This window comes from Microtetraspora fusca, from assembly GCF_001570365.1.
Classification (GTDB): Bacteria; Actinomycetota; Actinomycetes; order Streptosporangiales; family Streptosporangiaceae; genus Microtetraspora; species Microtetraspora fusca.
Genome location: NZ_BBYK01000040.1, coordinates 244,363 through 270,825 on the forward strand (window position 1 = coordinate 244,363; position 26,463 = coordinate 270,825).

Genomic DNA, 26,463 nt, shown 5'->3' on the forward strand with positions numbered 1-26,463 from the left:
TTCCCAGCCGCGCCACTGGGTGTCTGCGGTCCCGAGAGTCTAACGGCGCTCACAACGCGAGACAATGTCTCGATTGACGCGACAACGGCTCGTGAGTGCCGTCCGGACTCCGGGAGGGGCGGCCGGGACGTCAGAACGTCAGGACGGCCTTGGCGACCTCGCCCGCCCGTACGGCGGCGACGGCCTCGTTGATCTTCTCGAAGGGGAACGCCGTCATCATCCGGTCCACCGGGAAGCGGCCCGCGGCGTGCAGGTCGAGCAGCTTCGGCAGGAAGACCTGCGGGACGCTGCTCCCGGCGATGATCCCGGTGATGGTCCGGCCGTTGAGCACGCTGCGCCAGTCGAAGCTCATCTCGGGGCTCGGTCCGACGCCGATCACGCCGCACCGGCCGAGCGGCCCGAGCGCCTCGACCGCCGTGCGCAGGACGTCCTGCCGTCCGGTGGTGTCGATGACGTGGTCGAAGCCGTGCGGCGCGATCTCGCGGAGCGCGGCGGCGGCATTCGTCGCGGCCGAGTTCACGGCGTGCGTCGCGCCGTAGGAGCGGGCCGCCTCCAGCTTGGCCGCGTTCACGTCGACCGCGGCGACGACGCCGCAGCCGCTCACGGCGGCCGCGATGATCGCGGCGACGCCGACCGCGCCCGCGCCGAAGACCGCGATGGACGAGCCCGCCTCGGGGCGCAGCACGTTGAACACGCCGCCCGCCCCCGTCTGGAAGCCGCAGCCGAACGGGCCGGCGACGGTCAGGTCGACCGCGTCGCCGACGGGGACGACCGCGCGCTCCGGCACCACGGCGTGCGTCGCGAAGGACGACTGGCCGAGGAAGTGCCCGTTGATCTCGGCGCCGTCGAGGGACAGCGCGGAGGAGCCGTCGGGGCGCCGGCCGCTGAAGTTGACCGCGTCGAAGGCGTGACAGTACGCGGGCGAGCCGGTCCGGCAGGTCGGGCAGCGCCCGCAGGAGGTGAAGCTCATCGCCACGTGGTCTCCCGGGGCCACGGAGGTGACCTGCGCGCCCACCCGCTCGACCACGCCCGCCCCCTCGTGGCCGAGTACGGCCGGGGTGGGGAAGAAGGTGGCGAATTCCAGGTCGGTGCCGCAGACGCCGGTGCCGCTGAGCCGTACGAGCACCTCGTCGGGGCGGGGCTCGCCGAGATCCACGTCACGAAGGGTGAACGGGCCCCCCGCCGTCTCCAGAACCGCTGCGGTGATGCGCACGGAGCCTCCTCTGAGCGTTTTCATAAAACGAGATGGCATCTTGACATGCAGAATATTGGGGGTCAAGGATTCCCTGCATGGCCGAACTCCTGATCCCTCCCGCCCAGCAGCTGATCGACGGCGAGTGGGCACCCGCCCGCGACAAGGGCGAGCTTCCCGTCACGGATCCCGCGACCGGACAGACGATCCAGGCGGTGGCCCGCGCCGGACGCGCGGACGTCGACGACGCCGTGGCCGCCGCCCGCCGGGCGTTCCCCGGCTGGGCCGCCACCTCGCCGTCCGAGCGCGGCGCGCTGCTGCGCCGCTGGGCCGAGCTCATCGGGCGGCACGTCGAGGAACTGGCCGCCCACGAGGCCCGCGACGTCGGCAAGCCGCTGTCCGGCGGCCGGATGAACGTCTACATCGCGCAGGGCATCGTCGACTACTTCGCCGGCGCGGCCGACAAGCTCACCGGGGTCACCCTGCCCACCCGCTCCCCCGGCTACCTCGGTTACACCGTGCAGGAGCCGTACGGCGTGTGCGCCGTGGTGATCCCGTGGAACGTTCCCTCCGTGCTCACGGCGGCCAACGTGGCGCCGGCGCTGGCGGCGGGCAACACCGTGGTGCTCAAGCCGTCCGAGGTGGCGCCGCTCGCGCCGCTCGCCCTGGCCGAGCTGGCCCGGCGAGCCGGGTTCCCCCCGGGCGTGCTGAACGTCCTGACCGGCGAGGGGGCCGAGGCCGGGGCCGCGCTCACCTCGCACCCCGGCGTGAACCACATCAGCTTCGTCGGCTCGACCGCCACCGGCCGCGCCATCATGCGCGCCGCCGCGGAGAACCTGGTGCCGGTCAAGCTGGAGCTGGGCGGCAAGTCGCCCAACGTGCTCTTCGCGGACGCGGACATGGACGTGGCGATCCCCGCGATCGTCGGCTCCATCACCGAGAACGCCGGGCAGAACTGCTACGCCGGGTCCCGGCTGCTGGTCGAGGCGTCCGTCAAGGACGAGGTCGTCGAGCGGATCGCCGCCGCCATGCGGGCCGTACGGCTCGGCCCCTGGGACGCGGAACTGGACATGGGCCCGCTGATCAGCGAGGCGCAGTACCGCCGTGTGCTCGGGTTCCTGGAGGAGGCGCCGCGTGAGGGGGCCCGCCTGGTGACCGGCGGCGGCCCTGCCAGAGAGTGGGCCGGAGAGCGGGCCGGAGGGCGGCCGGACGGCTGGTTCGTCGAGCCCACCGTCTTCGACGACGTCGATCCGGGCTCCCGGCTGTACCGGGAGGAGGTCTTCGGCCCCGTGCTCGCCGTCCAGGCGTTCTCGGGCACCGCGCAGGCCGTCGAGATGATGAACGACACCGACTTCGGCCTGCTGGCGTGCGTCTGGACGAACGACGTGTCGCGCGCGCTGCGGCTGGCGGGCGAGGTGCGCTCGGGCCAGGTGTCGGTGAACCAGTTCGCCGACGCCGGGGTCATCGGCTTCCCCTTCAACATGCAGAAGGACAGCGGCTTCAGCCGGGGCGGCGGCCACGGCGCCATGCGGGAGTACACGCAGGAGAAGGGGGTCGCGATCCGCCTGCTCGACCGCTGACGAGGGGCCGGGACCGCGTCACTGTGTAATCCGCGCGGACCCGCTCCGACATGCGTGTATCCGGGCCGGGAGGCGCCGGATAACAAGCGCATGACGCGCGGCCCGAGATGCCGCGGAGGCATTGACACGCTACCGGAGCGGTAGCAGAGTACGTCGCATTGCGAGCCACCGAATCACAATGCGAGATGGCATCAACATTCGCGAACCTCGGAGGGTAAGCGTGCGAGCACTGGTCCAGACGGCCTTCGGAGGCCCCGAGGCGGTGGCCGTCCAGCGGGTCCCGGACCCCGAGCCCGGCCCGCGCGACGTGGTGGTCGAGGTGGCCGCCTGCGCGCTCAACCGCCTGGACCTGCTGCAGCGGCGCGGTCCGGGGATGCTCCCGGGCTTCAGCCTGCCGCACATCGCCGGCATGGACATCGCCGGGCGGGTGGTGGCGACCGGCGCGGCCGTCACGTCCCGCTCCGTCGGCGACCGGGTGGTGATCGACCCCACCGTCGGCTGCGGCTCCTGCTCCTACTGCGCCGCCGGGGATCGGGGACACTGCGCCGCGCTGCGGGTCATCGGCGGCAACACGCCGGGAGGGTACGCCGAGTTCGTGGCCGTCCCGGCCGACCTGGCCCACCCGGTGCCCGAGCACGTCACCCTCGACGAGGCCGCCGCGCTGCCCACCCCGTGGAGCACCGCCTGGCAGGCGACGTACCGCGTGGGCGAGGTCGGCGCGGGCGACTGCGTGGTCGTCCAGGCGGCGGCCAGCTCGGTCAGCATCGCCGCCATCCAGCTCGCCAAGCGGGCCGGAGCCCGCGTCGTCGCGGTGGCCAGCACCGACGAGAAACTCGCCGTGGCCGCCGGGCTCGGAGCGGACCTGCTGCTGCGCGGCGACGCCCCGATCGCCGAGCCGGTACGCGACTTCACCGGCGGGCACGGCGCGGACGTGGTCCTCGACCACGTGGGCGCCGCCACCTGGCAGCGCTCGCTCGACTGCCTGCGGGTCGGCGGGCGGATGGTGATGTTCGGCAACACCACCGGGGACGAGGTGTCGCTCTCGCTGGCGAGCGTCTACCACCGCGGCCTGCGGCTGCTCGGCTCGGGCGCCTACACCGCGAACGACTTCGGCCTCATGCTCCAGGCGTACTTCTCCGGCGGCCTGCGCACCGTCACCGCCGCCGAGTGCGGGCTGGAGGACCTGCACGCCAGCTTCGGCCTCGACAACTCCCGGGCGCTGGTCGGCCGGGTCCTGGTGCGGCCATGACGACGCCGGCCGACGCGCCCGCGGCGCCCGCGGACCTGCTGGTCGTGGGCGGCGACGTGGTCACGATGGCGCCCGGACGCGAGGTGGTCACCGGTGCCGCGATCGCCGTCGCGGGCGGGCGGATCGCCGCGATCGGCGCTCCCGGCGAGCTGCGGGCCCGCTTCCCCGGCAGCCCGGAGCTGGACGCCCGCGAGTGCGTGGTGATCCCCGGCATGGTCAACGCGCACCAGCACACCACCGCCGACCCCCTCGTGCGGAGCATGATCCCGGACGACATCTCCTCCCAGGAGGCGATCTTCGACTGGATCGTTCCGCTGCACGACCAGGTCAGCGGCGACGACGACGAGCTGGCGGCGGCGCTGACGGCGGCCGAGTCGCTGCTGCGCGGCGTCACCACGCTCCTCGATCCGGGCACCGTCGCCCACCCGCTGCGGGTGGCGGCCGGTCTCGCCTCGGCCGGGATCCGCGCCCGGGTCGGCCGGTGGGGCTGGGACGTTCCGGGCGTCGCCCACTCCCTGCCCGCGGCCGAGACCCTGGCCCTCCAGGAGGAGACCGTACGCGCGCTGTCCCAGGGCGGCACCGTCACCGGCTGGGTCACCCTCGTCGGGCACGACCTCGCCAGTGACGAGCTGTTCACCGGCGCCGCCGAGCTGGCCGAGCGGCTCGACGTGGGCCTGACCTGGCACATCTCCCCCAGCGCCGCCGACACCCGCGCGTACGCGGAGCGGGCGGGCACCTCGCCCGTGCTGCACTTCCGGCGGCTCGGCGTGCTCGGCCCCCGGCTGCTGCTCGGCCACGCCGTCTGGCTGGACGACGCGGAGATCGACGCCGTCGTCGAGTCGGGCACGGCGGTGGCCTCGTGTCCCGGGGCGTACCTGCGGCTCGGGCAGGGGTACGGCCGGGCCGGGCGGCACGCCGAGCTGGTCCGCCGGGGCGGCAGGGTCGCCCTCGGCGGCGACTCGCACAACGCGGGCGACGTGCCCGACGTGCTGGCCACGGCGCGGCTGCTCGCGGCGCTCGAACGCGACCGGGACGAGACGCCCGTCCTGCGCGCCGACCAGGTCTTCGCCCTGGCGACCATCGACGGCGCGCGGGCGGCCGGCCTCGGCGGGCTCGTCGGCTCCGTCGAGGTGGGCAAGGCCGCCGACCTGGTGATCATGGACACCCGGGACCTGTCCTGGACGCCCCGGGGCGACCTGGCCACGCACCTGGTGTGGGGCGCACCCACCCACACGGTCCGCGACGTGCTGGTGGACGGCAGGGTCGTCGTACGCGACCGCCGGCTCACCATGCTCGACGCGGACGCGCTGCGCCGGGAGGCCACCGATCGCTCGGCCGCGCTGCTGCGCCGGGCCGGCCTCGACGTTCCGCACCGCTGGCCGGTGGTCCCGGCCGACTCGTACGCCCGAAGACCCTCCTGACCCCCCGTCCCGGCCCGCGGATCCCCACTGTCCCCCGCTTCGGCCGGGACCCACCACCCGACAACCCACCGCGAACTCCAGAAGATCGAGCCCCCAGAAGATCGAGAGGATCGTTATGGCCGGAAACTACCGCGCGGGCACTGCCGCCGGTGCGATGATCGCCTGTTTCGGCGCGATCGCCCTGACCGGATGCGCGAGCAACGACGCGACCGCGGTCAAGGCTCCGGCCGCGGCCGGCGACAGCACGGCCGGCGGCGGCTCCCAGACCGGCCAGCCGGACGTCAACGGCGACGGCAAGGTCGTCATCGGGGTGCTCAGCCCCGGCGACATCAACGACGGCGGCTACTACCAGAGCTTCGTGGACACGGCGGAGAAGTTCGCCACGTCCCAGGGCTGGACGCTGATCAAGCGTGGCAGCGTCAACACCAGCGACGCGCTCAACGCCGCGCGTGCGCTCTGCCAGCAGAAGGTGGACATGATCGCGCTGGGCGCCTCGGAGCTGCGGGACGCGATCCCCGCCTCCGAGGAGCCGGTCTGCGGCAACACCGCGTGGTACGTGCCGTCCTCCGACAACATCCCGCAGACCCCCAAGATCATGCTCTCGGTGGACGACGCGAACCAGAGCCTGCTGGCCGCCGGGTACGCCGCCGGGCTGCTGCTCGAGGAGCGCGGCGACAAGAAGGCCGGGTTCATCACCGGCCCCGAGGTGGACTTCACCCAGTCCGCTGTCCGGGCGTACCGCGCGGGCATCCGCCTGGTGGTGCCCGACGCGACCGTGGTGACCACCTTCACCGGCGACCTCAACGACTCGGCGAAGGCCAAGGAGGCGATGCAGGCGCAGATCAGCCAGGGCGTCAAGGTGGTGTACCCCTACCTCGGGGGCGCCACGAACGCCGCCACCGAGCTGGCCAACTCGGCCGGGGTGTACACCCTGACGCCGGGCACCGACCAGTGCGCCTCCACCAAGCCGAAGTTCGACGTCTCGGTGATGTTCAGCCCCGGCGACTACTTCGCCTCCGCGCTGGAGAGCTTCGCCGAGGGCAAGCTGCAGATGGGCGTCAAGAAGGTCTGGCAGCTCGGCGTCGACCCGTACCCGACGGTGAAGCTGTGCGGCGACAAGCCGGAGATCAAGAAGAAGCTCGACGCGTTCATGGCGGACGTCGGCGCCAAGAAGTTCGACCCGGCGGCCGAGGTCAAGAGGCTCGGATCCTGACATGACGACAGTTGACGAGCGGGCGAGGGAGCTGACCCCGCCATCGACACCCGCTCTGCGGCTGCGGGGCGTCAGCAAGCGCTACGGCCCGGTCGTCGCCTCCGACAACGTGGATCTCGACGTCAACCACGGCGAGATCCACGGGCTGCTCGGAGAGAACGGCGCGGGCAAGTCGACGCTGATGAAGATCCTCCTCGGGCTGGTTCAGCGGGACTCCGGGACGATCATGCGCGGCGACACGCCCGTGGCCGTACGCGATCCGCAGGACGCCGTGGCGCTGGGCATCGGCATGGTGCACCAGCACTTCAGCCTGATCGACGCGCTGACCGTCTGGGAGAACGTCATCCTCGGCGACACCGGGCGGATCGACCGCGCCGCGGCGTGCCGCCAGGTGGAGGAGGTGTCCCGCAGGTACGGCCTGCCGATCGACCCGACGGCCCGCGTCGAGCGGCTCTCCGCCGGTGAGCGGCAGCGGGTCGAGCTGATCAAGTGCCTGCGCCGGGACCCGTCCGTGCTCATCCTCGACGAGCCCACCTCGGTGCTGACCCAGGCGGAGTCGGCGGAGCTGTTCACCGTCCTGCGCCACGTCGTACGCGCCGAGAACCGCGCGGTGATCCTGATCAGCCACAAGCTGGCGGAGATCACCGCGGCCACCGACCGCGTGACGGTGCTGCGCAAGGGGAAGGTGGTCTTCCACAGCCCGACCGGCGACACCACGCCGCCGGAGCTGGCCCGCTGGATGGTCGGCCGGGACGTGTCGCTGCGCGCGGAGGGGGCGGCGCTCGGGATGCTCCCGGTGGACGGCGCCGCGCCGTCCGGGGACCCCCCGGCGCAAACCACGGCGGAATCCCCGTCAGGAGCCGAAGCGGAAGCCGTGACTCCGGCGGAAACCACGGCGGAACCCGCGGCCGGCGCCGGATCCGGGATCGCGCCGGCCCTGCGGCTGCGCGACCTGACGGTCGTGATCGACGGCGTGACCGTCCTGTCCGAGCTGAGCCTGGACGTCGCCCCCGGCGAGATCGTCGGCCTGTACGGCGTCGAGGGCAACGGCCAGTCCACGCTCGGCGACCTGCTCTCCGGCCTCGTCCTCCCCTCCTCCGGCACGGTCGAGCTGACCGGGCGGCCGGTGGAGCTGGAGCGCCCGGGGGCGCTGCACCGGGCCGGGCTCGGCATCATCCCCGAGGACCGGCACAGCTCCGGCGTCGTCCTGGACATGAGCGTCGCCGAGAACCTGGTGATGAAGTCCATCGGCGACGTCAGCGGGCGCGGCTTCGTCAGCCGCAGGAAGATGCACGCCGTCGCCCGCCGCCTGGCGGCCGAGTTCAACATCGTCGCCCCGTCCCTGGACGCCCCGGTACGGAGCCTCTCCGGGGGCAACCAGCAGCGCGTCGTCCTCGCCCGCGAGCTGTCGGCCGGGCCCTCCGTGCTCGTCGCCGCACAGCCCACCCACGGGCTCGACGTCGGCGCGATCGAGGACATGTACCAGCGGCTCCGGGACGCGGCGTCAGAAGGCGTGGCGGTGCTGCTGATATCCACCGAACTGGAGGAGGTCATGGCTCTGGCGTCCCGCATCGCGGTCATCTGCTCGGGCCGGATCACCGGCGTCCTGCCCGCCGCCGAGGCCACCGCCGAACGGCTCGGCATGCTGGTGGGAGGGGTGGCCGCGTGACCGCCTCCTCGCCCGGCGCCCCGTCGGGGACCGGCCGCCGCCTGCTCGGTCTGCTGACCCCGCGCCCGTCCGGCTGGCAGACCCCGGCGGCCACCGCGGTCGCCGTGGTGGCCGCGCTGGCCCTCTCCTCGGCCCTCATCACGCTCACCGGCGGCTCGCCGTCGGCGTCCGTCCAGGCCCTCTTCGAGGGCAGCATGGCCGACTGGACGGCGTGGACCTCGACGCTGCTCTACACCGCGCCGCTGCTGCTCGTCGCGGTCGGCGCGTGCGTCAGCGCCCGCTCCGGGTCGTTCAACATCGGCCAGGAGGGGCAGGTGCTCATCGGCGCGCTCGCCGCCGCCTGGGTCGGCCTGCGCCTCGCGATCAACGGACCCGCGCTGCTCGTGATCATGCTGCTGGCCGCCGCGCTGGCGGCGGGCGCGTGGGCCGGTCTCAGCTCGCTGATGCACCGGCTGCGCGGGGTCAACGTCGTCGTCAGCACCATGCTGATGACGTTCGTCGCCCAGCAGGTCGTCGCGTACGCGGTGAACATGCCGTGGCTGCTGCAGGAGTCGCGGGTCGGCAACGCGCCGGTCTCCCCGCAGTCGAACCCGCTGCCGCCCTCCGGCCTGCTGGGCTCGTTCGGCGAGTATCCCGGCCTGCAGATCAACGGCGGCCTGATCCTCGCCGTGGCCGCCGCCGTGCTCGCCGCGGTGGCCATCACACGCACCCCCTGGGGCTTCAGGCTGACGATGCTCGGCCGCAACCCCCTCGCCGCCAAGCACGCGGGCGTACGCGTCAACGCGCTGGGCGGCCTGGCTCTGGCGATCTCCGGCGCGCTGGCCGGCCTGGCCGGGGCGGTGCTGCTGGCCAGCCCCGTCGGCGTCAACCGGCTCCAGCCGGGCATGGCCATGAACATCGGCTGGGACGGTCTGCTGGTCGCCCTGGTCGCGCGGAACCGGCCGCTGGCGGCCATGCCGGTCGCGCTGCTGTTCGGCGTACTGCGCTCCGGAGGCGGCTTCCTCGCCGCGACCGGGGTGCCGTCGTTCCTGGTCGACGTGGTCAAGGCGCTGCTGGTGCTCGCCTTCGTCGCGCCGCCCGTGGTCGTCGCCCTGGCCAGGCGGCGCCGTTCCGGAGGCCGTCCGGCGGGAGCCCGCCGGGAGGCCGCGCCCGCCGCAGAGGAGGCCATCGCGTGAGCGCAGCGGACGACATCTCGACGATCCTGTCCAGCGGGATCAGGCTCACCGTGCCGCTGGCGTTCGCCGCGTGCGGCGAGTACCTGGCCGAGCGGGCCGGGACGATGAACATCTCCCTTGAGGCGATGATGCTCGGCGCGGCCTTCGGCTCGGTGGCCACCGCCTCGGCGACCGGCAGCGCGACCACGGGCCTGGTGGCGGGCGTGCTGATCGGCCTGCTGATCGGGTTCGTGCACGGCAACCTGGCCCACCGCCTGGAGGTCAACACGTTCGTGGTCGGCCTGGTGCTCAACGCCCTCGTGCTCGGCCTGACCAGCTACCTGATCACGATCAGCTCCTTCGACTCCCACCAGGTGACGCAGGTGAGCGTCCCCTGGCTGCGGGACATCCCCCTGATCGGCCACCCGCTGTTCGTCGAACGCTGGCCGGTCTACCTGCTGCTCCTCATCGTCCCGCTGACCTGGTGGCTGGTGGAGCGCAGCAGGTGGGGCCTCGAACTGCGGGCCGTCGGCGAGCAGCCGCAGGCGGCCGACGTCACCGGCATCCGCGTCAACCTGCGCCGCCGCCAGGCGCTGCTGTGGTGCGGCGCGCTGGCCGGGCTCGGCGGCGCCTACCTGGCGGTGGGCGAGGTCGGCTCGTTCAACCAGAACATGACGGCCGGACGGGGGTACATCGTCATCGCGGCGGTGATCTTCGGCGCGTGGCGGCTGGGCCGCACGCTGCTCGGCTGCGTGCTGTTCGGGCTCGCCGACGCCATGCGCCTGGCGCTGCCGGCGCTGGGTCTGACCATGAACTCGCAGCTCCTGGTGGTCGCGCCGTACCTGCTGGCGCTGGTCGCGATGCTGGTCTTCACGACCAGGAACCGCGAGCCGAAGTCCCTCGGGCAGCCCTTCGTACGGGGCTCGACCTGACCCGATCCACATGTCCACCCCTTGATTGATCACTCGAAATCGGAGGAGAACCATGAGCGGTCTGACCCAGGCACGCTGGACGCACGTCGCGCTGCCGACCGGCGACCTCGACAAGGCCATCGACTTCTACACCTCGCTGACGCCGCTGGTCGTCGTGGAGCGCTTCCGGGACGCCGACGGCGAGAGCGCCTGGCTGTCCAACGACCGGCAGGTCGAGACGCCGATGGTGCTGGTGCTGGTCTCGTTCAACAAGGACAAGGGCGGGCAGCTCGGCCTGCTCACGCCGTTCGCGCACATCGGCATCGAGGTGCCCGAGCGCGGTGACGTGGACGCCATCGCCGAGCGGGCGCGCGAGCTGGGCTCCCTGCACTGGGAGCCCCGGGACATGCCCGACCCGGTCGGCTACATCTGCGCCCTGAAGGACCCGGACGGCAACGTCATCGAGATCTCGCACAACCAGCAGGTGTTCGACACGGTGCGCAAGCTGTGGGCGAACCCCTCCTGAGCGCCGAGCTCACCCGGGCCGCGGTCGCGCGGTACGTCGACGCGCTCAACGCGCACGACGCCGACGCGATCGCGGCCTGCGTGAGCCCGGACTTCGTCAACGAGCACACCTCCCCGCTCGGCCGGAGCGTCACCGGGCGGGACGGCTACCGGGCCAACCTCACCGGTTTCCTGGCCGACTTCGCCGACCTGCACTACGCGGTCGAGGACCTGATCGTGGAGGACTGCCGCGCGGCGCTCGCCTACCGCATGTCGTTCCGGCTGCTCTCCGCGGGGGGCAAGCCGGTCGCGGTGCGCGGTGTGTTCCGCTTGCAGGTCGGCGCGCACGGCCTGATCACGCACCGTACGGACTACTGGGACAGCGGCGAGGTGCGGCGCCAGCTCGCCGACCCGGCGCCGTGACCGCGAAACCACGCGTTTCCCTGCCCATGCCGTGACGGTGTCACGAACGGACGATGCCCTGGGGACCGAGTCCCCAGGGCATCGTCGTGTTCAGATGTCAGGCCGTGTGCCGTGCCGAGGTCAGTTGCCCCACTCCTGGTTCGGGACGACCGCCTTGGCGATGCGGAAGGCGCCGCCCTCCACCGGCTTCTTCTCCTCGGCGTCGCGCGCCTTGACGACGTTCTTGCCGAAGCCCTCCACCAGCGGACGGCCCACGTCGCGCTTGAGCCACAGGCGGAGCAGGTGGCGGCGGCGCTCGGGCTCCGGCCAGTCGACGTACTCGGTGCGCGAGTGCAGGGCGGCGTAGTTCAGCAGCCACTGCACGTCACCCGGCTGGAAGTCCATGTCGAGCGCGAGCCCCTGCTCCTGGCTGATCTCGTCGTAGAGGTGCAGCAGCTCGATCTGGGCGTCGGTCAGCGGCGGCACGCCGTCGTACTTCTGCGCCGAGAAGATCATCGAGCTGCCCGCGTACGTGCTGAAGATGCCGTTCACGTAGCTGCAGATCGGGGACACGTAGGTGTCGGCGGGCGCGTCCGGGTCCTGGCCCCGCCAGTCCCAGTGCCAGGGCTCGAACAGCAGCGGGGCGAGGTCGGGCCGCCGGCGCAGGATCTCGTTGTAGATCGCCGTGCCGCTCACCAGGCTGCTGGCGCCGCCCTCCTTCGCGGCGCGCAGGCACATGAGCGCCACGACGTCCGAGCTGTCGGAGTGGAACGGCAGCCGGTCGCGGACCCGGGACGGCAGGGCGCCGGGGTCGTCCAGCGTCTTGTTGGACGTGGCGATGACGTGGTCGAGCACGTCGCCGAGCTGGTTCTGCTCCATCGGCGTGCCGAGGTGCAGGCCCATCACGAAGAAGATCGCGCCGGCGACGGCGTCGCCGTACTCCTCCGTGCGCAGGCCGCGCACCAGCACGAAGCCGCGCCCGGCGTCCATCTGCCGCGCGCACTCGTCGATCAGACCGCGCGCCGCGTCCAGCGGGTAGTCCGCGGCGACCACGGTCCGCAGGTCGGGGTCGGCGGCGACGAACTTGCGGCCGACCACCTCCAGCTCCTCGCGCTCGGCGTCGCTGAGAACGTAGATCCATTCGGTGGAGCCGGCCAGCTCGTCACCGCGCCATGCGGAAGGACCGGTGATCGGGGACAGGGAGACTTCTGTGGTCATGATGATGCACTCCGAGTACTTGGGGGTCGCGTCTCAGAAGGCGGTGACAGCTCGGAAGGGCCGTTACAGCCGGGATGCGAAGGTCCGAACAGGCGAGGACGGCAAACGACGCCGCGGGACCGCTCGATGCGGCGCCGCTCGCCTTCGATGGAGAGCTCAGAAAGGAGTCTGCGGATCTCCCGCGGCGGTGCCGGGGCGCATGCCCTTCCGCGGCGGGCTCACTCGCATCGGGTCCTCCCAGCCGGACAGGGTCGCCGCGAAGCCGGGTACGGCTACGTGGATCATGGCGCTCTCCTGCGGTGGTCGACTTTCCGCCACGCTAGACCGGCACAGATGGTTCCGTCAATAGAGACATCGTCTCGCCATCCGTTACAGATCTCCGGCCATCCCCGTCGTCCCGACATGGGTGGACCCCGGCGCCGGTCCCAGCCCGTGGATCGCCGCGCAAGCCGCCACCGTGCGGCGCTCAGCCGGTCGGCCCACCGGTGGACGTCACCGAGGGCCGCCCCGACCGATCACCTCAGCGACGGGCGGACGAGGTCGTCGATCGATCACCGCCGCGATGGGCGGGCGGCGCGGTCGGCGTTCGACACAGGCCCCGTCGATCCGCCCGTCCCGGTCGCCCGCACGTCGACGTGCCCGGCGCGTGGATGTGCACGGCGCGTGGATGTGGACGGCACGTTGGATGTGCCCGGCGCGTCAATCCGCGCGCAGCGACATCGCGCTGTACTCGACACGGTCGTCATCGAGCAGGGACACCTGCTCGACACCCGAGTCCAGCAGCTCGCGCCAGTTCTCCCCGATCCAGGACTCGGCGTCGGCCTGGCTGGTGAAGATCTCCGTCGGCAGCTCCCGACCGGTCACTTCGCCGCCGTTCGCGTCCTCGTACCGCCATCGCCACGTCATGACTCACGCTCCCTTTCCGGTGCGGCCGACCCCCGCCCGGCCGCGATCCGACGGTCCGCGACTCCGAGCAGGTCCCGCCGACCATACAACCGCCAAAAGCGTCGATCTTTCCAGTACGCCCCGAGCCCGCGATCGAATTCCGCGCTCGGAAGGCCCGGCATCGGACGGAAACACACGCCACGAAAAGATGGCGTCCCGACAACCCGGGCCGCATACGGAACCGCCCGGCGCCGGACGGGATCAGGCAGGCCGGACGGGATCAGGCAGCAGGAGGGACGGGATGCGGATCATTCTGGAGGGCACAGCCGGACCCGAGGGGTGGCCCTCCCCCGGCTGCCGTTGCGCCTCCTGCGGGCGGGTGACCACCGTACGCCGGCGGCTGTCGATCGTCATCGACGGCCGGATACGGCTCGCGCCCGATGGCCCCGGGCACCCGGATGACGCGCGGCACCACCGGATACCCGAGCGACCCGAACGCGCCGGAGACGGCGTCCGGGCCGACCACTCCACCGGAGGCCCGCGGTCGTGGCCGGAGGGCTACCTGGTGGCGCACACCCCGGACGGCCTCGCGGTGACCGGCCCCGACGGGGGGCGGCTGCTCTACGCCGGGTTTCACCTGACCGCGACCGCCTCCCTGCCGCCGGAGACCCGTGGGGACCGGCAAGGAGACGAACGGCCGGACAGAGATCAGCGGAGCGGCCCGGAGCGACGGGAGGAGCCGTCGAGGCCGTACGACGTCGTGCTCATCGACCCGCTCGACCGTCCCGAGCGTCTCGGCGACCTGCGCCGGCGTGGTCTGGTGACGCCTCGGACCCGCGTCGTCGCCGTCGGTCTCGACCATCGGGTCCCCTCGGAGGGAGAGCTGGCCCGCAGGCTCGCGTTCTGGGGAGCGGAGGCCGTGTCCGACGGCACCGTGGTGGACACGCGGGACCGGCCGCTCCCCGCCCGTACGGCGCCGCGGCGCACGCTGCTGCTCGGCGGCGCCCGTTCCGGCAAGTCCGAGGAGGCCGAGCTGCGCCTCGCCGCGGAGCCTCACGTCACGTATGTCGCGACAGGTCCCTCCGGCGGCGACGATCCCTCCTGGCTCGCGCGCGTGAAGGCGCATCGCGACCGCCGACCGGCGCACTGGGGCACGGTGGAGACGACCGACCTCGCCGAGTTGCTCCGTACGTCCTCGGGGACCCTGCTCATCGACGGTCTCGGCACCTGGATCGCCGCCGTCTTCGACGAATGCGGCGCCTGGCCGGGGTACGGGCAGGACGACACGCACGCACAGAGTGCCGTACCGGATGAGGCCGAGCAGAAGACGGGCCGGGCCGGGGCGGAGCCGTCGCCGCTCGACCGGGTGGCCCTGCGGTGCGACGAACTGGTCGAGGCGTGGCGGACGACGGCGGCCCGGGTGGTGGCCGTGAGCGACGAAGTGGGGCTCGGCGTGATCCCGGCCACCGCGAGCGGCCGCCTCTTCCGGGACACGCTCGGCAGCCTGAACCAGCGCCTCGCCCGCGAGTCCGAGGACGTCGCCCTGGTCGTGGCCGGCCGCGTGCTCTCCCTCCCGATCTGAGCCGCGCCCGGAGTCCTGAAGACCGGGCGGCCGAACGGCTCGGCTTCCCGAACACGCTCGAACGGCCAAAGCCTCGCGACCCACGCCGAGGGGCCGGGCGGGATATTTCGGGCTCCGGCCTGCGGCTACGATCACGGTTTGTGCCGGGAACGCCAGAGCGAGAGACCGCCTCGACCGCGGAGGCGTGGCTGTTCGCGCTGGGAACGCTGACCGTCTTCCCCGTACGCGCCATCGAGGTGAACCGCCGGATCGCCGGGCGCGGGATGGTCCTCGCGCCGTTCGCCGGGCTGCTCCTCGGGGCGACCGCCGCCGCGGTGTCGGGCGCGGCGACCTGGCTGAGCGGCTCGGCGCTGCTCGCCTCGGTGCTGGCGGTCGGAACGCTCGCCTGGCTCACCCGGTGCCTGCATCTCGACGGCCTCGCGGACCTGGCCGACGGCCTGGGCAGCGGCAAGCCCGCCGATCAGGCGCTGGACATCATGAAGCGTTCCGACATCGGGCCGTTCGGCGTGGTCACGCTCGTGTTCACGCTGCTCGCCCAGGTGGCCGCGCTGACCCGGCTGGAGGGCCTCGGACCGCCCGCGCTGATCGCGGCCTGCGCGGCGGGGCGGCTCGCGATCACCTGGTCGTGCCGGGACGGGGTCCCGGCGGCGCGCCCCGGAGGCCTGGGCGCCTTCGTCGCGGGCACCGTGCGGCGCGGTCCCGCCCTCGCCGTGACGGCCGCCGTGCTCGTCTGCGCGGCCGTCCTCCTGCCCGCCCTCGGCTCGGCGCTCCTGCCTCACCTCACCGACGCGCCGAGATCGGTCGCCGGCCAGGTGCACGCACCGGCCGGGATGCCGCCCTCGTACTCCTCCGGGGGCGACGTCGCCCCCTATCACGTGGTCACTCCCCTGGTAGGGGTACGAGTGGTGGAGACGCCGTTCCGGTCGTCGATCTCGTGGGCGGCGGTGACGTTCCCGCTGGCCGTGCTGGCCGGGCTCGGCGCCGCGGCGCTGCTGCGGCGGCGGGCGGTGCGCAGGCTCGGCGGGATCACCGGGGACGTGCTCGGCGCGCTGGTCGAGTGCGCGACCACCACGACGCTCCTGCTCTGCGCCCTCCTCCTTTGAGGCCCCACGACAGCCGCACGCGAGCCGCCGTACGCGCCGGGTCAGCCGGAGACCGGCGACGCGGCGTCCGCCGAGGCACGCCCACGCGACCGGTACGGCGAACCCAGGACGGCCACGACGACGGCGAGGACAACCCAGCCGACGACACCGGTGGCGCCCGCGAGCGCGAGGTTGGGCGGGTAGGCGACGTCGCCGACGAGCAGGATCAGTCCGGCCGAGGCGTTGAAGGCGCCGTGTCCCACCACCGCGGGCCACACGCTGCCGGTGCGCAGGCGCAGCCAGCCGAAGATCGCGCCGAGCAGGACGCAGGCGCCCACGAACATCAGCGCGGCCCAGGGCCCGAGATTCGGGTAGTTGTACCCGAGCAGCGTCAGCGGCGCGTGCCAGAGCCCCCAGATCACGCCGGAGACGAGCATCGCGCGCCACACGATCCGGGTCGGCCGCGGCGCGGCGTCGAGGGCGGCTCCGCCGAGGAGCCGCGGCAGGAGGTACCCGCGCCACCCCCACTCCTCGCCGAGCGACGGGATCGCGTTCAGCAGCGGCGCGACGACGACCGCGGAGACGAGCTGGGCCACGGCCAGCGTCTCCGGGGGAAGCGGCGCCGCCCCACCGGCCGCCTCCAACTGGGCCCGGAAGAGGCTGAGCCCGTCGAGGTCGAGGCGGACCGCGCCGACCAGGGCGCTCACGGCCAGTGTGACCAGCACGACCAGCGGCGTCCCGACCCAGGTCGCGGCGAGGACCCCGAAGGTCCGGCCGCGGGCCGGCCCCAAGCCCAGGCCGGTACGGCCGGCCCACTCGCGGAACGGCGTCCCGCGACGGCAGATCAGCCACACGGCGAGCACGCCGAGGGAGGGGGTGAACATCATCGCGGCCGCGACGGGCATCAAGCTCGGCGTGGCGAGGCCGGATCCGCCCAGCCACAGCGGCAGCGCCACCAGCCACGCGCCTCCGAAGGCGACGGCGAGAAACACGGCGAGATCGTTGACACGGCGCATCGGACGGACTCCTCAGTTCTTCCCGGCGACGAGGGCGTTGATCAGTGCGGCGCCCCGGGCGGCGTCGTCGACGCTGATCCCGAGCTCTCCGCCGGAGGTGTAGCGGACGACGAGGCACTCCCCACCGCGGATCATGATCGTGGTCCGGCCGGGCAGCCCCCGGTATCCCCAGCCGCCCACGTCGGCCGGGTGGCGCTCCTCCGTCCAGGCGCGGTCGAGCCCGCCGATCGGCACCGACCTGGTCGGCCAGCGCAGCGGGCCGTACGACACGGTGAAGGCTTCGGGGCTCACCTTCACCCTGATCGAGGTGAGCCAGAGACCGCTCAGCCCGACGAGCGCGAGCAGCGCCGCCCCGATCCACAGCTGGGGCGGGAGGCCGACGAGCGCGCAGACGGCGAGCGACACGGCGGCGGCGAGCAGCGCGAGGGCCACGCCCGTGCCCACCGGGGAGGCCGCGGCGGAGACCCACACGGGCCGCTCCCCCTGGTTGAGCACGAGGCTCTCCGGAGCGGGTCCGGCGGCGACCGGCCGCTCGTCGGGACCTGGACGGCCCGCGAGCCAGCCGAGCCCGCCGGCCGCGAACGCCGCGAAGATCACGACGACCGCCTGCCAGCCGAGCGACGCCGCGTCCTCCCAGCGCCGCCGGTCCAGGTTGGCTGCGACGGTGGTGGCCTGCAGGCCGATCAGGAGTACGCCGCTCCAGCCGAGTGCGGCGGTGAGCCCCCGGCGCGCCGCCCGCCTCATCGCGACGCGTCCGGCCGCCGTCGCGCCCAGGCCCGCGCCCGCGACGAGGACCCACAGCAGGGCGGTGAGGACGAACACGGCGAACGGCATCGAACCGTCGGGCTCTCCGGACGGCCCCCAGTGCGCGGCCAGCGGGTCGGGCAGGCGGCTCTCGAACCCGAGCGGCACGGCGACCAACACGGCGGCGACGAGAACGGCCCACGCACCGGTCGCCAGGAGGAATCGGCTGCGGAAGACCGCGTCCCGTGCGGACGAGTCGTTCATGACACTTCCTTGATCAGTTCGATGACGTCGTGGGGGCCGTAGCCGTACCGGCCGGCCTCGTCGAGCAGGTCGCGCGCCAGGGACCTGAGCGCCTCGCGGGGGTCGGGCCGGCGCAGGACCGAGACGCCCCGGCCGCGGCGGAACTCCAGCAGTCCCTCGTCCCTCAGGTCGCGCAGCGACCGCAGAACCGTGTTGGCGTTGACGCCCAGGGCGTCGGCGAGATCGCGCGCCGGGGGCAGCCGGTCCCCCGGCGCGACGTCGCCCTGGACGATCGCCCGCCGGATGGCGTCGGCGACCTGCTCGTGGAGCGGCCGCGGATCGTTGAGATCGAGCTTCAGCAACATGGTGATAGCGACATTAGCACCACTTCGCAGCGAATGGTGCTGTCGTCATCAGCACCATTCAGTCACATGATTGGTAGGACGAACCCTCGTTTATGCGTACGCTCAAAGCAGAGCTAGCATCGGCTCACGTGACCACAGTGCGCGTTCTCGCATCTGACACGGTCTCCATCGAGACCGGTGCTCTCGTAGTCGGCTTCCATGCCTCGCCCGACGGCCCACAGGTCGCCGCAGGCGCCGACGACTTCGACACGACCCTGGGAGCGACCCTCGCCACGGCGCTCGGCGCGGTCGGATTCACCGGAAAACCCGAGGAGATCGCCAAGATCCCCAGCCTCGGCGCCGTTCCCGCGCCGCTCGTCCTCGCCGTCGGCCTCGGCGACCGCCCCGAAGACGGATACGACCTGGAGTCGCTCCGGCGCGCGGCCGGCGCCGCCGCCCGCGCCCTCGCCGGCACGGCCTCCGCCGTCTTCGCCCTCCCCGCCTCAACCGCCGAGCAGGCGGAAGCCGTCGCGCTCGGCGCGCTGCTCGGCGCCTACGACTTCAGCCGCTATCGCACGGGCGAGCGCAAGGACCCGGTGGCCGACGTCTCCGTGCTGTCCCGCGCCGAGGGCGCGGACGCCGCCGTCGAGCGGGCGTCCACCGTCGCCGACGCGGTCGCCCTGGTGCGCGACCTCGTCAACATGCCGCCGTCGGACCTGTGGCCGGCCAAGTTCGCCGACATCGCCGAGGACGTCGCCACCAAGGCGGGCCTGACCGTCGAGGTGCTCGACGAGACCGCGCTCAAGGAGGGCGGATACGGCGGCATCACCGGCGTCGGCCAGGGCTCGGTCAACCCGCCCCGGCTGGTCCGTCTCGCCCACACGCACCCGGACGCCTCGCGCACCGTCGCCTTCGTGGGCAAGGGCATCACCTTCGACTCCGGTGGCCTGTCGCTCAAGCCCGCCAACTCGATGGACTGGATGAAGTCCGACATGGGCGGCGCGGGCGCCGTCCTGGGCGCGCTGATCACCATCGCCAGGCTCGGCCTCCCGATCAACGCCGTCGGCTACCTGTGCCTCGCCGAGAACATGCCGTCCGGCACCGCGATGCGCCCCTCCGACGTGCTGCACACCTTCAGCGGCAAGACCGTCGAGGTGCTCAACACCGACGCCGAGGGCCGGCTGGTGCTGGTCGACGGCATCGCCCGCGCCGGACAGGACAACCCCGAGCTGATCGTCGACGTCGCCACCCTCACCGGCGCGCAGATCGTCGCGCTCGGATGGCGCACCAGCGGCGTGATGACGAACGACGACGCGCTCCGCGACGAGGTCGTCGAGGTCGCCGTCGGTCAGGGCGAGGCCGCGTGGGGCATGCCGCTCCCCGCCGAGCTGCGCAAGGGCCTCGACTCGCCCGTCGCCGACATCGCCAACCTCAACCCCGACCGGTGGGGCGGAATGCTCGCGGCGGGCATCTTCCTGCGCGAGTTCGTCCCGGACGGCGTCCGCTGGGCGCACATCGACATGGCCGGCCCCGCCTTCAACAAGGCGGAGCCGTACGGCTACACGCCGAAGGGCGGGACCGGCGCGATCACCCGCACGCTGGTCGCCCTGGCCGAGCGCTACGCCCTGCGCGCCGCCGACTGACCCACGAACTACACGGACAAGTGAAAAGATGCTGTCGGTCCACCCGGCGGCGTGGCAATCAACTGTGGCAATCCAACGAGGAGCATTCCTGTGGCAGATGGCAGCGGCCCCTATGACATCGTCGTCCTAGGCGGCGGCAGCGGCGGATACGCCTGCGCCCTGCGGGCGGCCGAGCTCGGCATGAACGTCGTCCTCATCGAGAAGGACAAGGTCGGCGGCACCTGCCTGCACCGCGGCTGCATCCCCACCAAGGCCCTTCTGCACGCGGCCGAGCTGGCGGACCAGACCCGTGAGAGCGAGGCGTTCGGCGTCCGCGCGCGGCTCGACGGCATCGACGTCCCTGGGGTGCACGCGTACAAGGACAAGGTGATCAGCGGGCTCTACAAGGGGCTCGCCGGCCTCATCAAGAGCAAGAAGATCACCGTTGTCGAGGGCGAGGGCCGGCTGGCCGGTCCCGGCCGCGTCGTGGTGGGCGACCAGGTCATCGAGGGCCGCAACGTCGTCCTGGCCACCGGTTCCGTGCCCAAGTCGCTGCCCGGCCTGGAGATCGACGGCGACAAGGTCATCTCCAGCGACCACGCCCTGGTCCTCGACCGCGTCCCCAGCTCCGTGGTCATCCTGGGCGGCGGCGTGATCGGCGTCGAGTTCGCCAGCGTGTGGCGGTCGTTCGGCGCCGAGGTCACCATCGTCGAGGCGCTCCCCCACCTCCTGCCCCTCGAGGACGAGTCGAACTCCAAGCTCCTTGAGCGCGCCTTCCGCCGCCGCGGCATCAAGTACGAGCTGGGCGTCCGGTTCGAGAGCGTCAAGACCACCGACACCGGTGTCGTCGTCACCCTGGAGAACGGCAAGACCCTCGACGCCGAGCTGATGCTCGTCGCCGTGGGGCGCGGCCCGGTCTCCGCCGGGCTCGGCTTCGAGGAGGCGGGCGTCACCGTCGACCGCGGCTACGTCAAGGTCGACGAGTACTGCCAGACCGGCGTCCCCGGCGTGTACGCGGTGGGCGACCTGATCCCGACCCTCCAGCTCGCGCACGTCGGTTTCGCCGAGGGCATCCTCGTCGCGGAGCACATCGCCGGGCTGAACCCGGTCGCGATCGACTACGACGGCGTGCCGCGCATCACCTACTCCGAGCCCGAGGTGGCGTCGGTGGGCATCAGCACCGCGGTGGCGCGCGAGCGCGGCCACGACGTGGTGGAGCTGAGCTACAACCTCGCCGGAAACGGCAAGAGCAAGATCCTGCAGACCCAGGGCGAGGTCAAGGTCGTCGCCGAGCGCGACGGCCGGGTCCTGGGCGTGCACATGGTGGGCAGCCGCGTCGGCGAGCTCGTCGCCGAGGCCCAGCTGATCTACAACTGGGAGGCCACGCCGGGTGACGTCGCCCAGCTGATCCACCCGCACCCGACCCAGTCCGAGGCCCTCGGTGAGGCGATGCTGGCCCTGGCGGGCAAGCCGCTTCACGTACACAACTAAGGCCCTCACAGGAAACGCGAGAGAAGAGAACCATGCCGGTCTCCGTAACCATGCCCCAGCTCGGAGAGAGCGTTACCGAGGGCACCGTCACCCGTTGGCTGAAGAAGGAAGGCGAGCGCGTCGAGGCCGACGAGCCGCTGCTCGAGGTGTCGACCGACAAGGTCGACACCGAGATCCCGTCGCCGTCCGCGGGTTACCTGACCAAGATCCTCGTCGCCGAGGACGAGACGGTCGAGGTCGGCGCCGAGCTCGCCGTCATCGACGAGAGCGCCGCCGCCGCGGCTCCGGCGCCCGCCGCCGAGGCGCCCGCCCCGGCACCGGCTCCCGAGCCCGAGCCTGAGCCCGCTCCGGCCCCGGCTCCGGCTCCGGCTCCGCCGATCTCCTCGATCCCGCAGCCCGCCCCGGCCCCGGCGCCCGCTCCGGCTCCGGCGCCCGCTCCGGCTCCGGCGCCCGCTCCGGTGGCTCCGGTGGCCCCCGCGGCCGAGGTCGCCCCGGCCGGCGAGACCCCGTACGTCACGCCGCTGGTCCGCAAGCTCGCCGCCGAGCACGGCGTGGACCTCGACGCGCTGACCGGCACCGGCGTCGGCGGCCGCATCCGCAAGCAGGACGTCATCGAGGCCGCCCGCGTCCAGCGCGAGCAGGCCGCGGCCCAGGCCGCCGCTCCGGCCGCTCCGGCGGCCCCCGCCGCGGTGGCTCCCGCCGCCCCGGCCGCCGCGCCCGAGCAGGTCCAGGTGGACACCACGCTGCGTGGCACCACCGAGAAGATGTCCCGCCTGCGGCAGACGATGTCCAAGCGCCTGGTCGAGTCGCTGCAGACCGCGGCCCAGCTCACCACGGTGGTCGAGGTCGACGTCACCAAGATCGCGCGGCTGCGCGCGCGGGCCAAGGACGAGTTCTTCCGCCGCGAGGGCGTCAAGCTGTCGTTCATGCCGTTCTTCGAGATGGCGGCGATCGAGGCCCTCAAGCAGCACCCCAAGCTCAACGCGACGATCAACAACGAGACCATGGAGGTCACGTACTTCGACGTCGAGCACCTGGGCATCGCGGTCGACACCGAGCGCGGCCTGATCGCGGCGACGATCAAGAACGCCGGTGACCTCAACCTGGCCGGCCTCGCCCGTAAGACGGCCGACCTCGCCGAGCGCACCCGCGCCAACAAGGTCACGCCGGACGAGATCACCGGGGCCACGTTCACGCTGACCAACACCGGCAGCCGCGGCGCGCTGTTCGACACGCCGATCCTCAACCAGCCGCAGGTCGGCATGCTGGGCACCGGCGCGGTCGTCAAGCGTCCGGTCGTGCTCGACACGCCCGAGGGCGAGGTCATCGCGGTCCGCTCGATGGTCTACCTCGCGCTGACCTACGACCACCGCCTGGTCGACGGCGCCGACGCCGCCCGCTTCCTCACGACGGTCAAGCGCCGTCTGGAGGAGGGCCGCTTCGAGAACCAGCTCGGGCTCGCCTGACGCGACCCGCGCAGGAGGCCGTCCCGCGTGCGCGCGGGGCGGCCTTCGCCGTTTCCGGGGCCTCCGCCTACCGTGGAGGTCATGACGATCGTTGTGACCGGCTCGTCGGGTTTCCTCGGCTCGGCCCTCGTCCGGGCCCTGCGCGCGGACGGCGCCCGGGTCCTGCGGCTCGTACGGCGGGACCCCACGGCGGCGGACGAGGCGTTCTGGGACCCGGAGCGCGACCTGCTCGACCCCTCCGTCCTCGAGGGCGCGGAGGCGGTCGTCCACCTCGCCGGAGCGGGCATCGCCGACCGCAGGTGGACGGAGCCGTACAAGCGGGAGCTGGTCGACAGCCGTGTGGTCGGCACGCACACGCTCGTCGAGGCGCTCGGCGTGCTCAAGAACAGGCCGCGGGTGCTGCTGTCCGGCTCGGCGGTCGGCTACTACGGCGACACCGGGTCACACGAGGTGGACGAGTCCGCCCCGCCGGGAGACGGCTTCCTCGCCGACATGGTGCGGGATTGGGAGGAGGCGGCGGCCCCGGCCGAGCAGGAGGGCATCCGGCTCGTACGGCTCCGCACGGGCGTGGTGCTGAGCCGCCACGGCGGCGCGCTGGCCAAGGTCCTGCCGCTCTTCAAGGTGGGCGCGGGCGCCGCCCTGGGCGGCGGCCGGCAGTACGTCCCGTGGATCTCGCTGCCCGACTGGCTGGACGCGGTGCGGTTCCTCCTTACCCATCCCGAGGTCTCCGGTTCGGTCAACCTCACCGCTCCAGAACCGGTCACCAACGCCGAGTACACGAAGGCGATCGCGCGTGCCCTGCGCCGGCCGGTCATGCCGCTCGGCACGCCCGCGTTCGCGCTGCGCCTGGCGCTGGGCGAGTTCGCGGACGAGGGTCTACTGAAGGGGCAGCGTGCCGTCCCCCGCCGCCTGCTGGGCGCCGGCCACCGGTTCTCGCATCCCACCCTCAAAGAGGCGCTGGCCGCCGTACTCTGGTGACTCCCTGTTTCCGTTTTTGGGAGTGTCCGATGAACCGTATGGGACAGTCGCACATCGTCGCCATCGGTGGCGGATCTTTCCGGCAGACCGAGCGGTACGGCTTCATCGAGCCGACCGGGCTGCTGCGTTACGTCCTGGACCTGACCGGCCAGGACCGGCCCAAGCTGGGGCTCCTGGCCACCGCGACCGGGGACGACGCCGACTGGCTGCTGAAGATGTACGGGGCGTTCCGCGAGTGGGACGTCGAGGTCAGCCACCTGACGGTGTTCCCCATGCCGAACGTCGCCGAGCCTGGCGAGTGGATCCTGGAACAGGACGCGATCTACGTGAGCGGCGGCAGCGTGGCCAATCTTGCCGCGCTGTGGCGCCTGCACGGCCTGGACGAGGCGTTCGCCGAGGCGTGGCGGTCCGGGATCGTCCTGTCCGGCCAGAGCGCGGGAGCGCTGTGCTGGCACGTCGGCGGCAACACCGATTCGTTCGGGCCGAAACTCCGGCCGTGGGCCGAGGGGCTGGGCTTCCTGCCGTACTCGTGCGGCGTCCACTACAACTCCGACCCGCAGCGCAGAGAGCTGCTGCATGCGTCGGTGGCGTCGGGCGAGCTGCCCGACGGGTACGCCGCCGACGAGGGCGTCGGGCTGCACTATGTGGGCACCGAGTTCATCCAGGCCGTGACGGTCGACCCCGGCGGCTACGCGTACCGGATCGAAAGGGACGGTGCAGGCGGTGTCAAGGAGTTCCGTATCGAGCCGCGACTGCTCACCTCTACCCTGGACGAGTGAACGAGGCGAGCATGATCCCGAGGTCGGCCGGACGGGAAGCCGGGAGCGCCGCATGACCGGGCTCGCGGTCGTCCGGCTGGGCGTCGACGTTCCGTACGAGCAGGTGTGGGGCCTCCAGCGCCGGGCACACCGGCGCCGGGCGGCGAACGAGCTCTCCGACCTGTGCCTGATGCTGGAGCACGCCCCGGTCTACACGGCGGGCAGCCGCACCCTTCCGCGCGAGCGGCCCGCCGACGGCACCCCCGTCATCGACGTGGACCGTGGCGGGAAGCTCGCCTGGCACGGTCCCGGGCAGCTCGTGTGCTACCCCATCCTGCGGATCGCCGACGTCGCCGGGTACGTCCGGCTGCTCGAAGACGTGCTGATCCAGATCTGCGCGGACTTCGGGGTGGCCGCGCGGCGGATCGCGGGCCAGGGCGGGGTGTGGGTCCCCGGAGACGCCGCGAGCGGCCTGCCCGACCGCAGGATCGCCGCGATCGGCATCAGGGTCGCGAGCGGCGTCAGCATGCACGGGTTCTCGCTCAACTGCGTCAACGACCTGAGCTGGTACAACCGCATCGTCGAAGGCGACGCGGGCGTCACCTCCCTGTCCGCCGAGACCGGCCGCCGCATCACGGTGGACGAGGTCATGCCGTTCGCCGAGAAGCGCCTCGCCGAGGCGCTCGGCACCGAGCCGTACGACATGTACGAGGAGGACCTCGCCTGACGGCACATGCGACGTCTGGTAATAAGCTGGACAGCGTGTCCGTTGCCCCTGATGGCCGTAAGCTCCTCCGCCTGGAGGTGCGCAACAGCCAGACCCCGATCGAGAAGAAGCCGCCGTGGATCAGGACCCGGTTGAAGACCGGGCCGGAGTACACCGAGCTCAAATCGCTGGTGCGGCGCGAGGGACTGCACACGGTCTGTGAAGAGGCCGGCTGTCCCAACATCTATGAGTGCTGGGAGGACCGGGAGGCCACGTTCCTCATCGGTGGCGACCAGTGCACCCGGCGCTGCGATTTCTGCCAGATCGACACCGGCAAGCCCGCCGAGTACGACCGGGACGAGCCACGCCGTGTGGCCGAGTCGGTCCAGCAGATGGGCCTGCGCTACGCCACCGTCACCGGTGTCGCCCGTGACGACCTGCCCGACGGCGGCGCCTGGCTGTACGCCGAGACCGCCCGCCAGATCCACGCGCTGCTCCCCGGCTGCGGTGTCGAGCTGCTGGTGCCCGACTTCAACGGGAACCAGGAGCAGCTCGAGGAGGTCTTCTCCGCCAAGCCCGAGGTGTTCGCGCACAACATCGAGACCGTCCCGCGGATCTTCAAGCGGATCCGCCCCGCGTTCCGTTATGAGCGCTCCCTCGGAGTGATCACGACGGCCCGTGAGGCCGGGATGGTCACCAAGTCCAACCTCATCCTCGGCATGGGCGAGGAACGCGAGGAGATCACCCAGGCGCTGCGCGACCTCCACGAGGCGGGCTGCGACCTGGTGACGATCACCCAGTACCTCCGCCCGAGCCCTCGCCACCACCCCGTGGAGCGCTGGGTCAAGCCCGAGGAGTTCGTCGAGCTGCAGAAGGAAGCCGAGGAGATCGGCTTCGCCGGCGTCATGTCCGGGCCGCTCGTCCGCTCCTCCTACCGTGCCGGTCGCCTCTACCAGCAGGCGATCGCGGCCCGGCAGACGCTCTAGACGCACCGTCACGACCCGCCCCTACGGCTCCGCCACGAGCCGTGCGG

Annotated in this window: 25 protein-coding genes; 18 read left to right on the plus strand and 7 right to left on the minus strand. The window is 72.5% G+C overall.

Annotated elements, in window-relative coordinates:
• Positions 1 to 130: 130 nt before the first annotated feature.
• Positions 131 to 1,213 (minus strand): NAD(P)-dependent alcohol dehydrogenase, encoded by a 1,083-nt coding sequence (locus tag AWQ68_RS06525; protein WP_066936195.1) that lies wholly within the window; start codon positions 1,211 to 1,213, stop codon positions 131 to 133.
• 77 nt (positions 1,214 to 1,290) lie between these two features.
• On the opposite strand from AWQ68_RS06525, the gene AWQ68_RS06530 reads away from it, so the two are divergent.
• The 9 genes from AWQ68_RS06530 to AWQ68_RS06570 all read left to right on the plus strand — a co-directional run bounded on the left by AWQ68_RS06530 (position 1,291) and on the right by AWQ68_RS06570 (position 11,316).
• Entirely contained in the window at positions 1,291 to 2,772 is a 1,482-nt protein-coding gene (locus tag AWQ68_RS06530; RefSeq protein ID WP_066936198.1) for an aldehyde dehydrogenase family protein, read from the plus strand.
• Positions 2,773 to 2,992: 220 nt separating this feature from the next.
• Entirely contained in the window at positions 2,993 to 4,021 is a 1,029-nt protein-coding gene (locus AWQ68_RS06535) for a zinc-binding dehydrogenase (RefSeq protein ID WP_066936200.1), read from the plus strand.
• Positions 4,018 to 5,442, plus strand: coding sequence for an amidohydrolase family protein (locus AWQ68_RS06540; protein WP_066936203.1), 1,425 nt, complete (start codon positions 4,018 to 4,020; stop codon positions 5,440 to 5,442). The genes AWQ68_RS06535 and AWQ68_RS06540 overlap by 4 nt, the downstream gene beginning before the upstream one ends.
• Before the next feature lie 115 nt (positions 5,443 to 5,557).
• Positions 5,558 to 6,655: a BMP family ABC transporter substrate-binding protein gene (locus AWQ68_RS06545; RefSeq protein WP_066936206.1), complete on the plus strand. Its 1,098-nt coding sequence runs from the start codon at positions 5,558 to 5,560 to the stop codon at positions 6,653 to 6,655.
• A 1-nt stretch (position 6,656) separates the two neighbouring features.
• On the plus strand, positions 6,657 to 8,324 hold the full coding sequence (locus AWQ68_RS06550; protein ID WP_066936210.1) for an ABC transporter ATP-binding protein: 1,668 nt from the start codon (positions 6,657 to 6,659) through the stop codon (positions 8,322 to 8,324).
• Positions 8,321 to 9,499 (plus strand): ABC transporter permease, encoded by a 1,179-nt coding sequence (locus AWQ68_RS06555; protein ID WP_218006780.1) that lies wholly within the window; start codon positions 8,321 to 8,323, stop codon positions 9,497 to 9,499. The genes AWQ68_RS06550 and AWQ68_RS06555 overlap by 4 nt, the downstream gene beginning before the upstream one ends.
• Positions 9,496 to 10,410 (plus strand): ABC transporter permease, encoded by a 915-nt coding sequence (locus tag AWQ68_RS06560; RefSeq protein WP_066936213.1) that lies wholly within the window; start codon positions 9,496 to 9,498, stop codon positions 10,408 to 10,410. Before AWQ68_RS06555 ends, AWQ68_RS06560 begins: the two co-directional genes overlap by 4 nt.
• A gap of 52 nt (positions 10,411 to 10,462) precedes the next feature.
• Entirely contained in the window at positions 10,463 to 10,915 is a 453-nt protein-coding gene (locus AWQ68_RS06565) for a VOC family protein (RefSeq protein WP_066936216.1), read from the plus strand.
• Positions 10,897 to 11,316 (plus strand): nuclear transport factor 2 family protein, encoded by a 420-nt coding sequence (locus AWQ68_RS06570; RefSeq protein WP_245655774.1) that lies wholly within the window; start codon positions 10,897 to 10,899, stop codon positions 11,314 to 11,316. Before AWQ68_RS06565 ends, AWQ68_RS06570 begins: the two co-directional genes overlap by 19 nt.
• 120 nt (positions 11,317 to 11,436) lie before the next feature.
• Here the strand turns inward: AWQ68_RS06570 and AWQ68_RS06575 are convergent, their stop codons facing one another.
• From AWQ68_RS06575 to AWQ68_RS06580, 3 genes are all read right to left on the minus strand, one after another.
• Entirely contained in the window at positions 11,437 to 12,513 is a 1,077-nt protein-coding gene (locus AWQ68_RS06575; RefSeq protein ID WP_066936218.1) for a TauD/TfdA family dioxygenase, read from the minus strand.
• Positions 12,514 to 12,669: 156 nt separating this feature from the next.
• Complete coding sequence (locus AWQ68_RS45630; protein WP_281217595.1) at positions 12,670 to 12,798, minus strand: hypothetical protein; 129 nt, start codon at positions 12,796 to 12,798, stop codon at positions 12,670 to 12,672.
• A gap of 414 nt (positions 12,799 to 13,212) precedes the next feature.
• The gene (locus AWQ68_RS06580) at positions 13,213 to 13,419 is read right to left on the minus strand and encodes a hypothetical protein (RefSeq protein ID WP_066936221.1); all 207 of its coding nucleotides are present in this window, start codon (positions 13,417 to 13,419) and stop codon (positions 13,213 to 13,215) included.
• 280 nt (positions 13,420 to 13,699) lie between these two features.
• Here AWQ68_RS06580 and AWQ68_RS06585 point away from each other — a divergent pair, with 280 nt between their 5' ends.
• On the plus strand, positions 13,700 to 14,980 hold the full coding sequence (locus tag AWQ68_RS06585) for a bifunctional adenosylcobinamide kinase/adenosylcobinamide-phosphate guanylyltransferase (RefSeq protein ID WP_084463701.1): 1,281 nt from the start codon (positions 13,700 to 13,702) through the stop codon (positions 14,978 to 14,980).
• A 140-nt stretch (positions 14,981 to 15,120) separates the two neighbouring features.
• Positions 15,121 to 16,083, plus strand: coding sequence for an adenosylcobinamide-GDP ribazoletransferase (locus AWQ68_RS06590; protein ID WP_066936223.1), 963 nt, complete (start codon positions 15,121 to 15,123; stop codon positions 16,081 to 16,083).
• Positions 16,084 to 16,124: 41 nt separating this feature from the next.
• Here AWQ68_RS06590 and AWQ68_RS06595 read toward each other — a convergent pair whose 3' ends face one another.
• Genes AWQ68_RS06595 through AWQ68_RS06605 form a run of 3 tightly spaced genes read right to left on the minus strand, consistent with a single transcriptional unit; the run spans position 16,125 to position 18,430 of the window.
• Positions 16,125 to 17,078, minus strand: a complete 954-nt coding sequence (locus tag AWQ68_RS06595) for a CPBP family intramembrane glutamic endopeptidase (protein ID WP_066936226.1) — start codon at positions 17,076 to 17,078, stop codon at positions 16,125 to 16,127.
• A gap of 12 nt (positions 17,079 to 17,090) precedes the next feature.
• Positions 17,091 to 18,086, minus strand: coding sequence for a DUF1648 domain-containing protein (locus tag AWQ68_RS06600; protein ID WP_084463702.1), 996 nt, complete (start codon positions 18,084 to 18,086; stop codon positions 17,091 to 17,093).
• Positions 18,083 to 18,430 (minus strand): GntR family transcriptional regulator, encoded by a 348-nt coding sequence (locus tag AWQ68_RS06605; protein WP_066936229.1) that lies wholly within the window; start codon positions 18,428 to 18,430, stop codon positions 18,083 to 18,085. Before AWQ68_RS06605 ends, AWQ68_RS06600 begins: the two co-directional genes overlap by 4 nt.
• A 92-nt stretch (positions 18,431 to 18,522) precedes the next feature.
• Here AWQ68_RS06605 and AWQ68_RS06610 point away from each other — a divergent pair, with 92 nt between their 5' ends.
• From AWQ68_RS06610 to lipA, 7 genes are all read left to right on the plus strand, one after another.
• Positions 18,523 to 20,052 (plus strand): leucyl aminopeptidase, encoded by a 1,530-nt coding sequence (locus tag AWQ68_RS06610; protein WP_066936231.1) that lies wholly within the window; start codon positions 18,523 to 18,525, stop codon positions 20,050 to 20,052.
• Positions 20,053 to 20,142: 90 nt separating this feature from the next.
• Positions 20,143 to 21,522 carry a dihydrolipoyl dehydrogenase gene (lpdA, locus tag AWQ68_RS06615; protein WP_066936234.1) on the plus strand — a complete coding sequence of 460 codons (1,380 nt, stop codon included), beginning with the start codon at positions 20,143 to 20,145 and terminating at the stop codon, positions 21,520 to 21,522.
• Positions 21,523 to 21,554: 32 nt separating this feature from the next.
• The gene (gene sucB / locus AWQ68_RS06620; RefSeq protein WP_066936236.1) at positions 21,555 to 22,988 is read left to right on the plus strand and encodes a 2-oxoglutarate dehydrogenase, E2 component, dihydrolipoamide succinyltransferase; all 1,434 of its coding nucleotides are present in this window, start codon (positions 21,555 to 21,557) and stop codon (positions 22,986 to 22,988) included.
• An 81-nt stretch (positions 22,989 to 23,069) separates the two neighbouring features.
• Positions 23,070 to 23,966 (plus strand): TIGR01777 family oxidoreductase, encoded by an 897-nt coding sequence (locus tag AWQ68_RS06625; protein ID WP_066936239.1) that lies wholly within the window; start codon positions 23,070 to 23,072, stop codon positions 23,964 to 23,966.
• Positions 23,967 to 23,995: 29 nt separating this feature from the next.
• On the plus strand, positions 23,996 to 24,745 hold the full coding sequence (locus tag AWQ68_RS06630) for a Type 1 glutamine amidotransferase-like domain-containing protein (RefSeq protein WP_066936242.1): 750 nt from the start codon (positions 23,996 to 23,998) through the stop codon (positions 24,743 to 24,745).
• 52 nt (positions 24,746 to 24,797) lie between these two features.
• Entirely contained in the window at positions 24,798 to 25,451 is a 654-nt protein-coding gene (gene lipB / locus AWQ68_RS06635; RefSeq protein ID WP_066936245.1) for a lipoyl(octanoyl) transferase LipB, read from the plus strand.
• A gap of 35 nt (positions 25,452 to 25,486) precedes the next feature.
• Positions 25,487 to 26,416 carry a lipoyl synthase gene (lipA, locus tag AWQ68_RS06640; protein WP_066936249.1) on the plus strand — a complete coding sequence of 310 codons (930 nt, stop codon included), beginning with the start codon at positions 25,487 to 25,489 and terminating at the stop codon, positions 26,414 to 26,416.
• Positions 26,417 to 26,463: the final 47 nt, after the last annotated feature.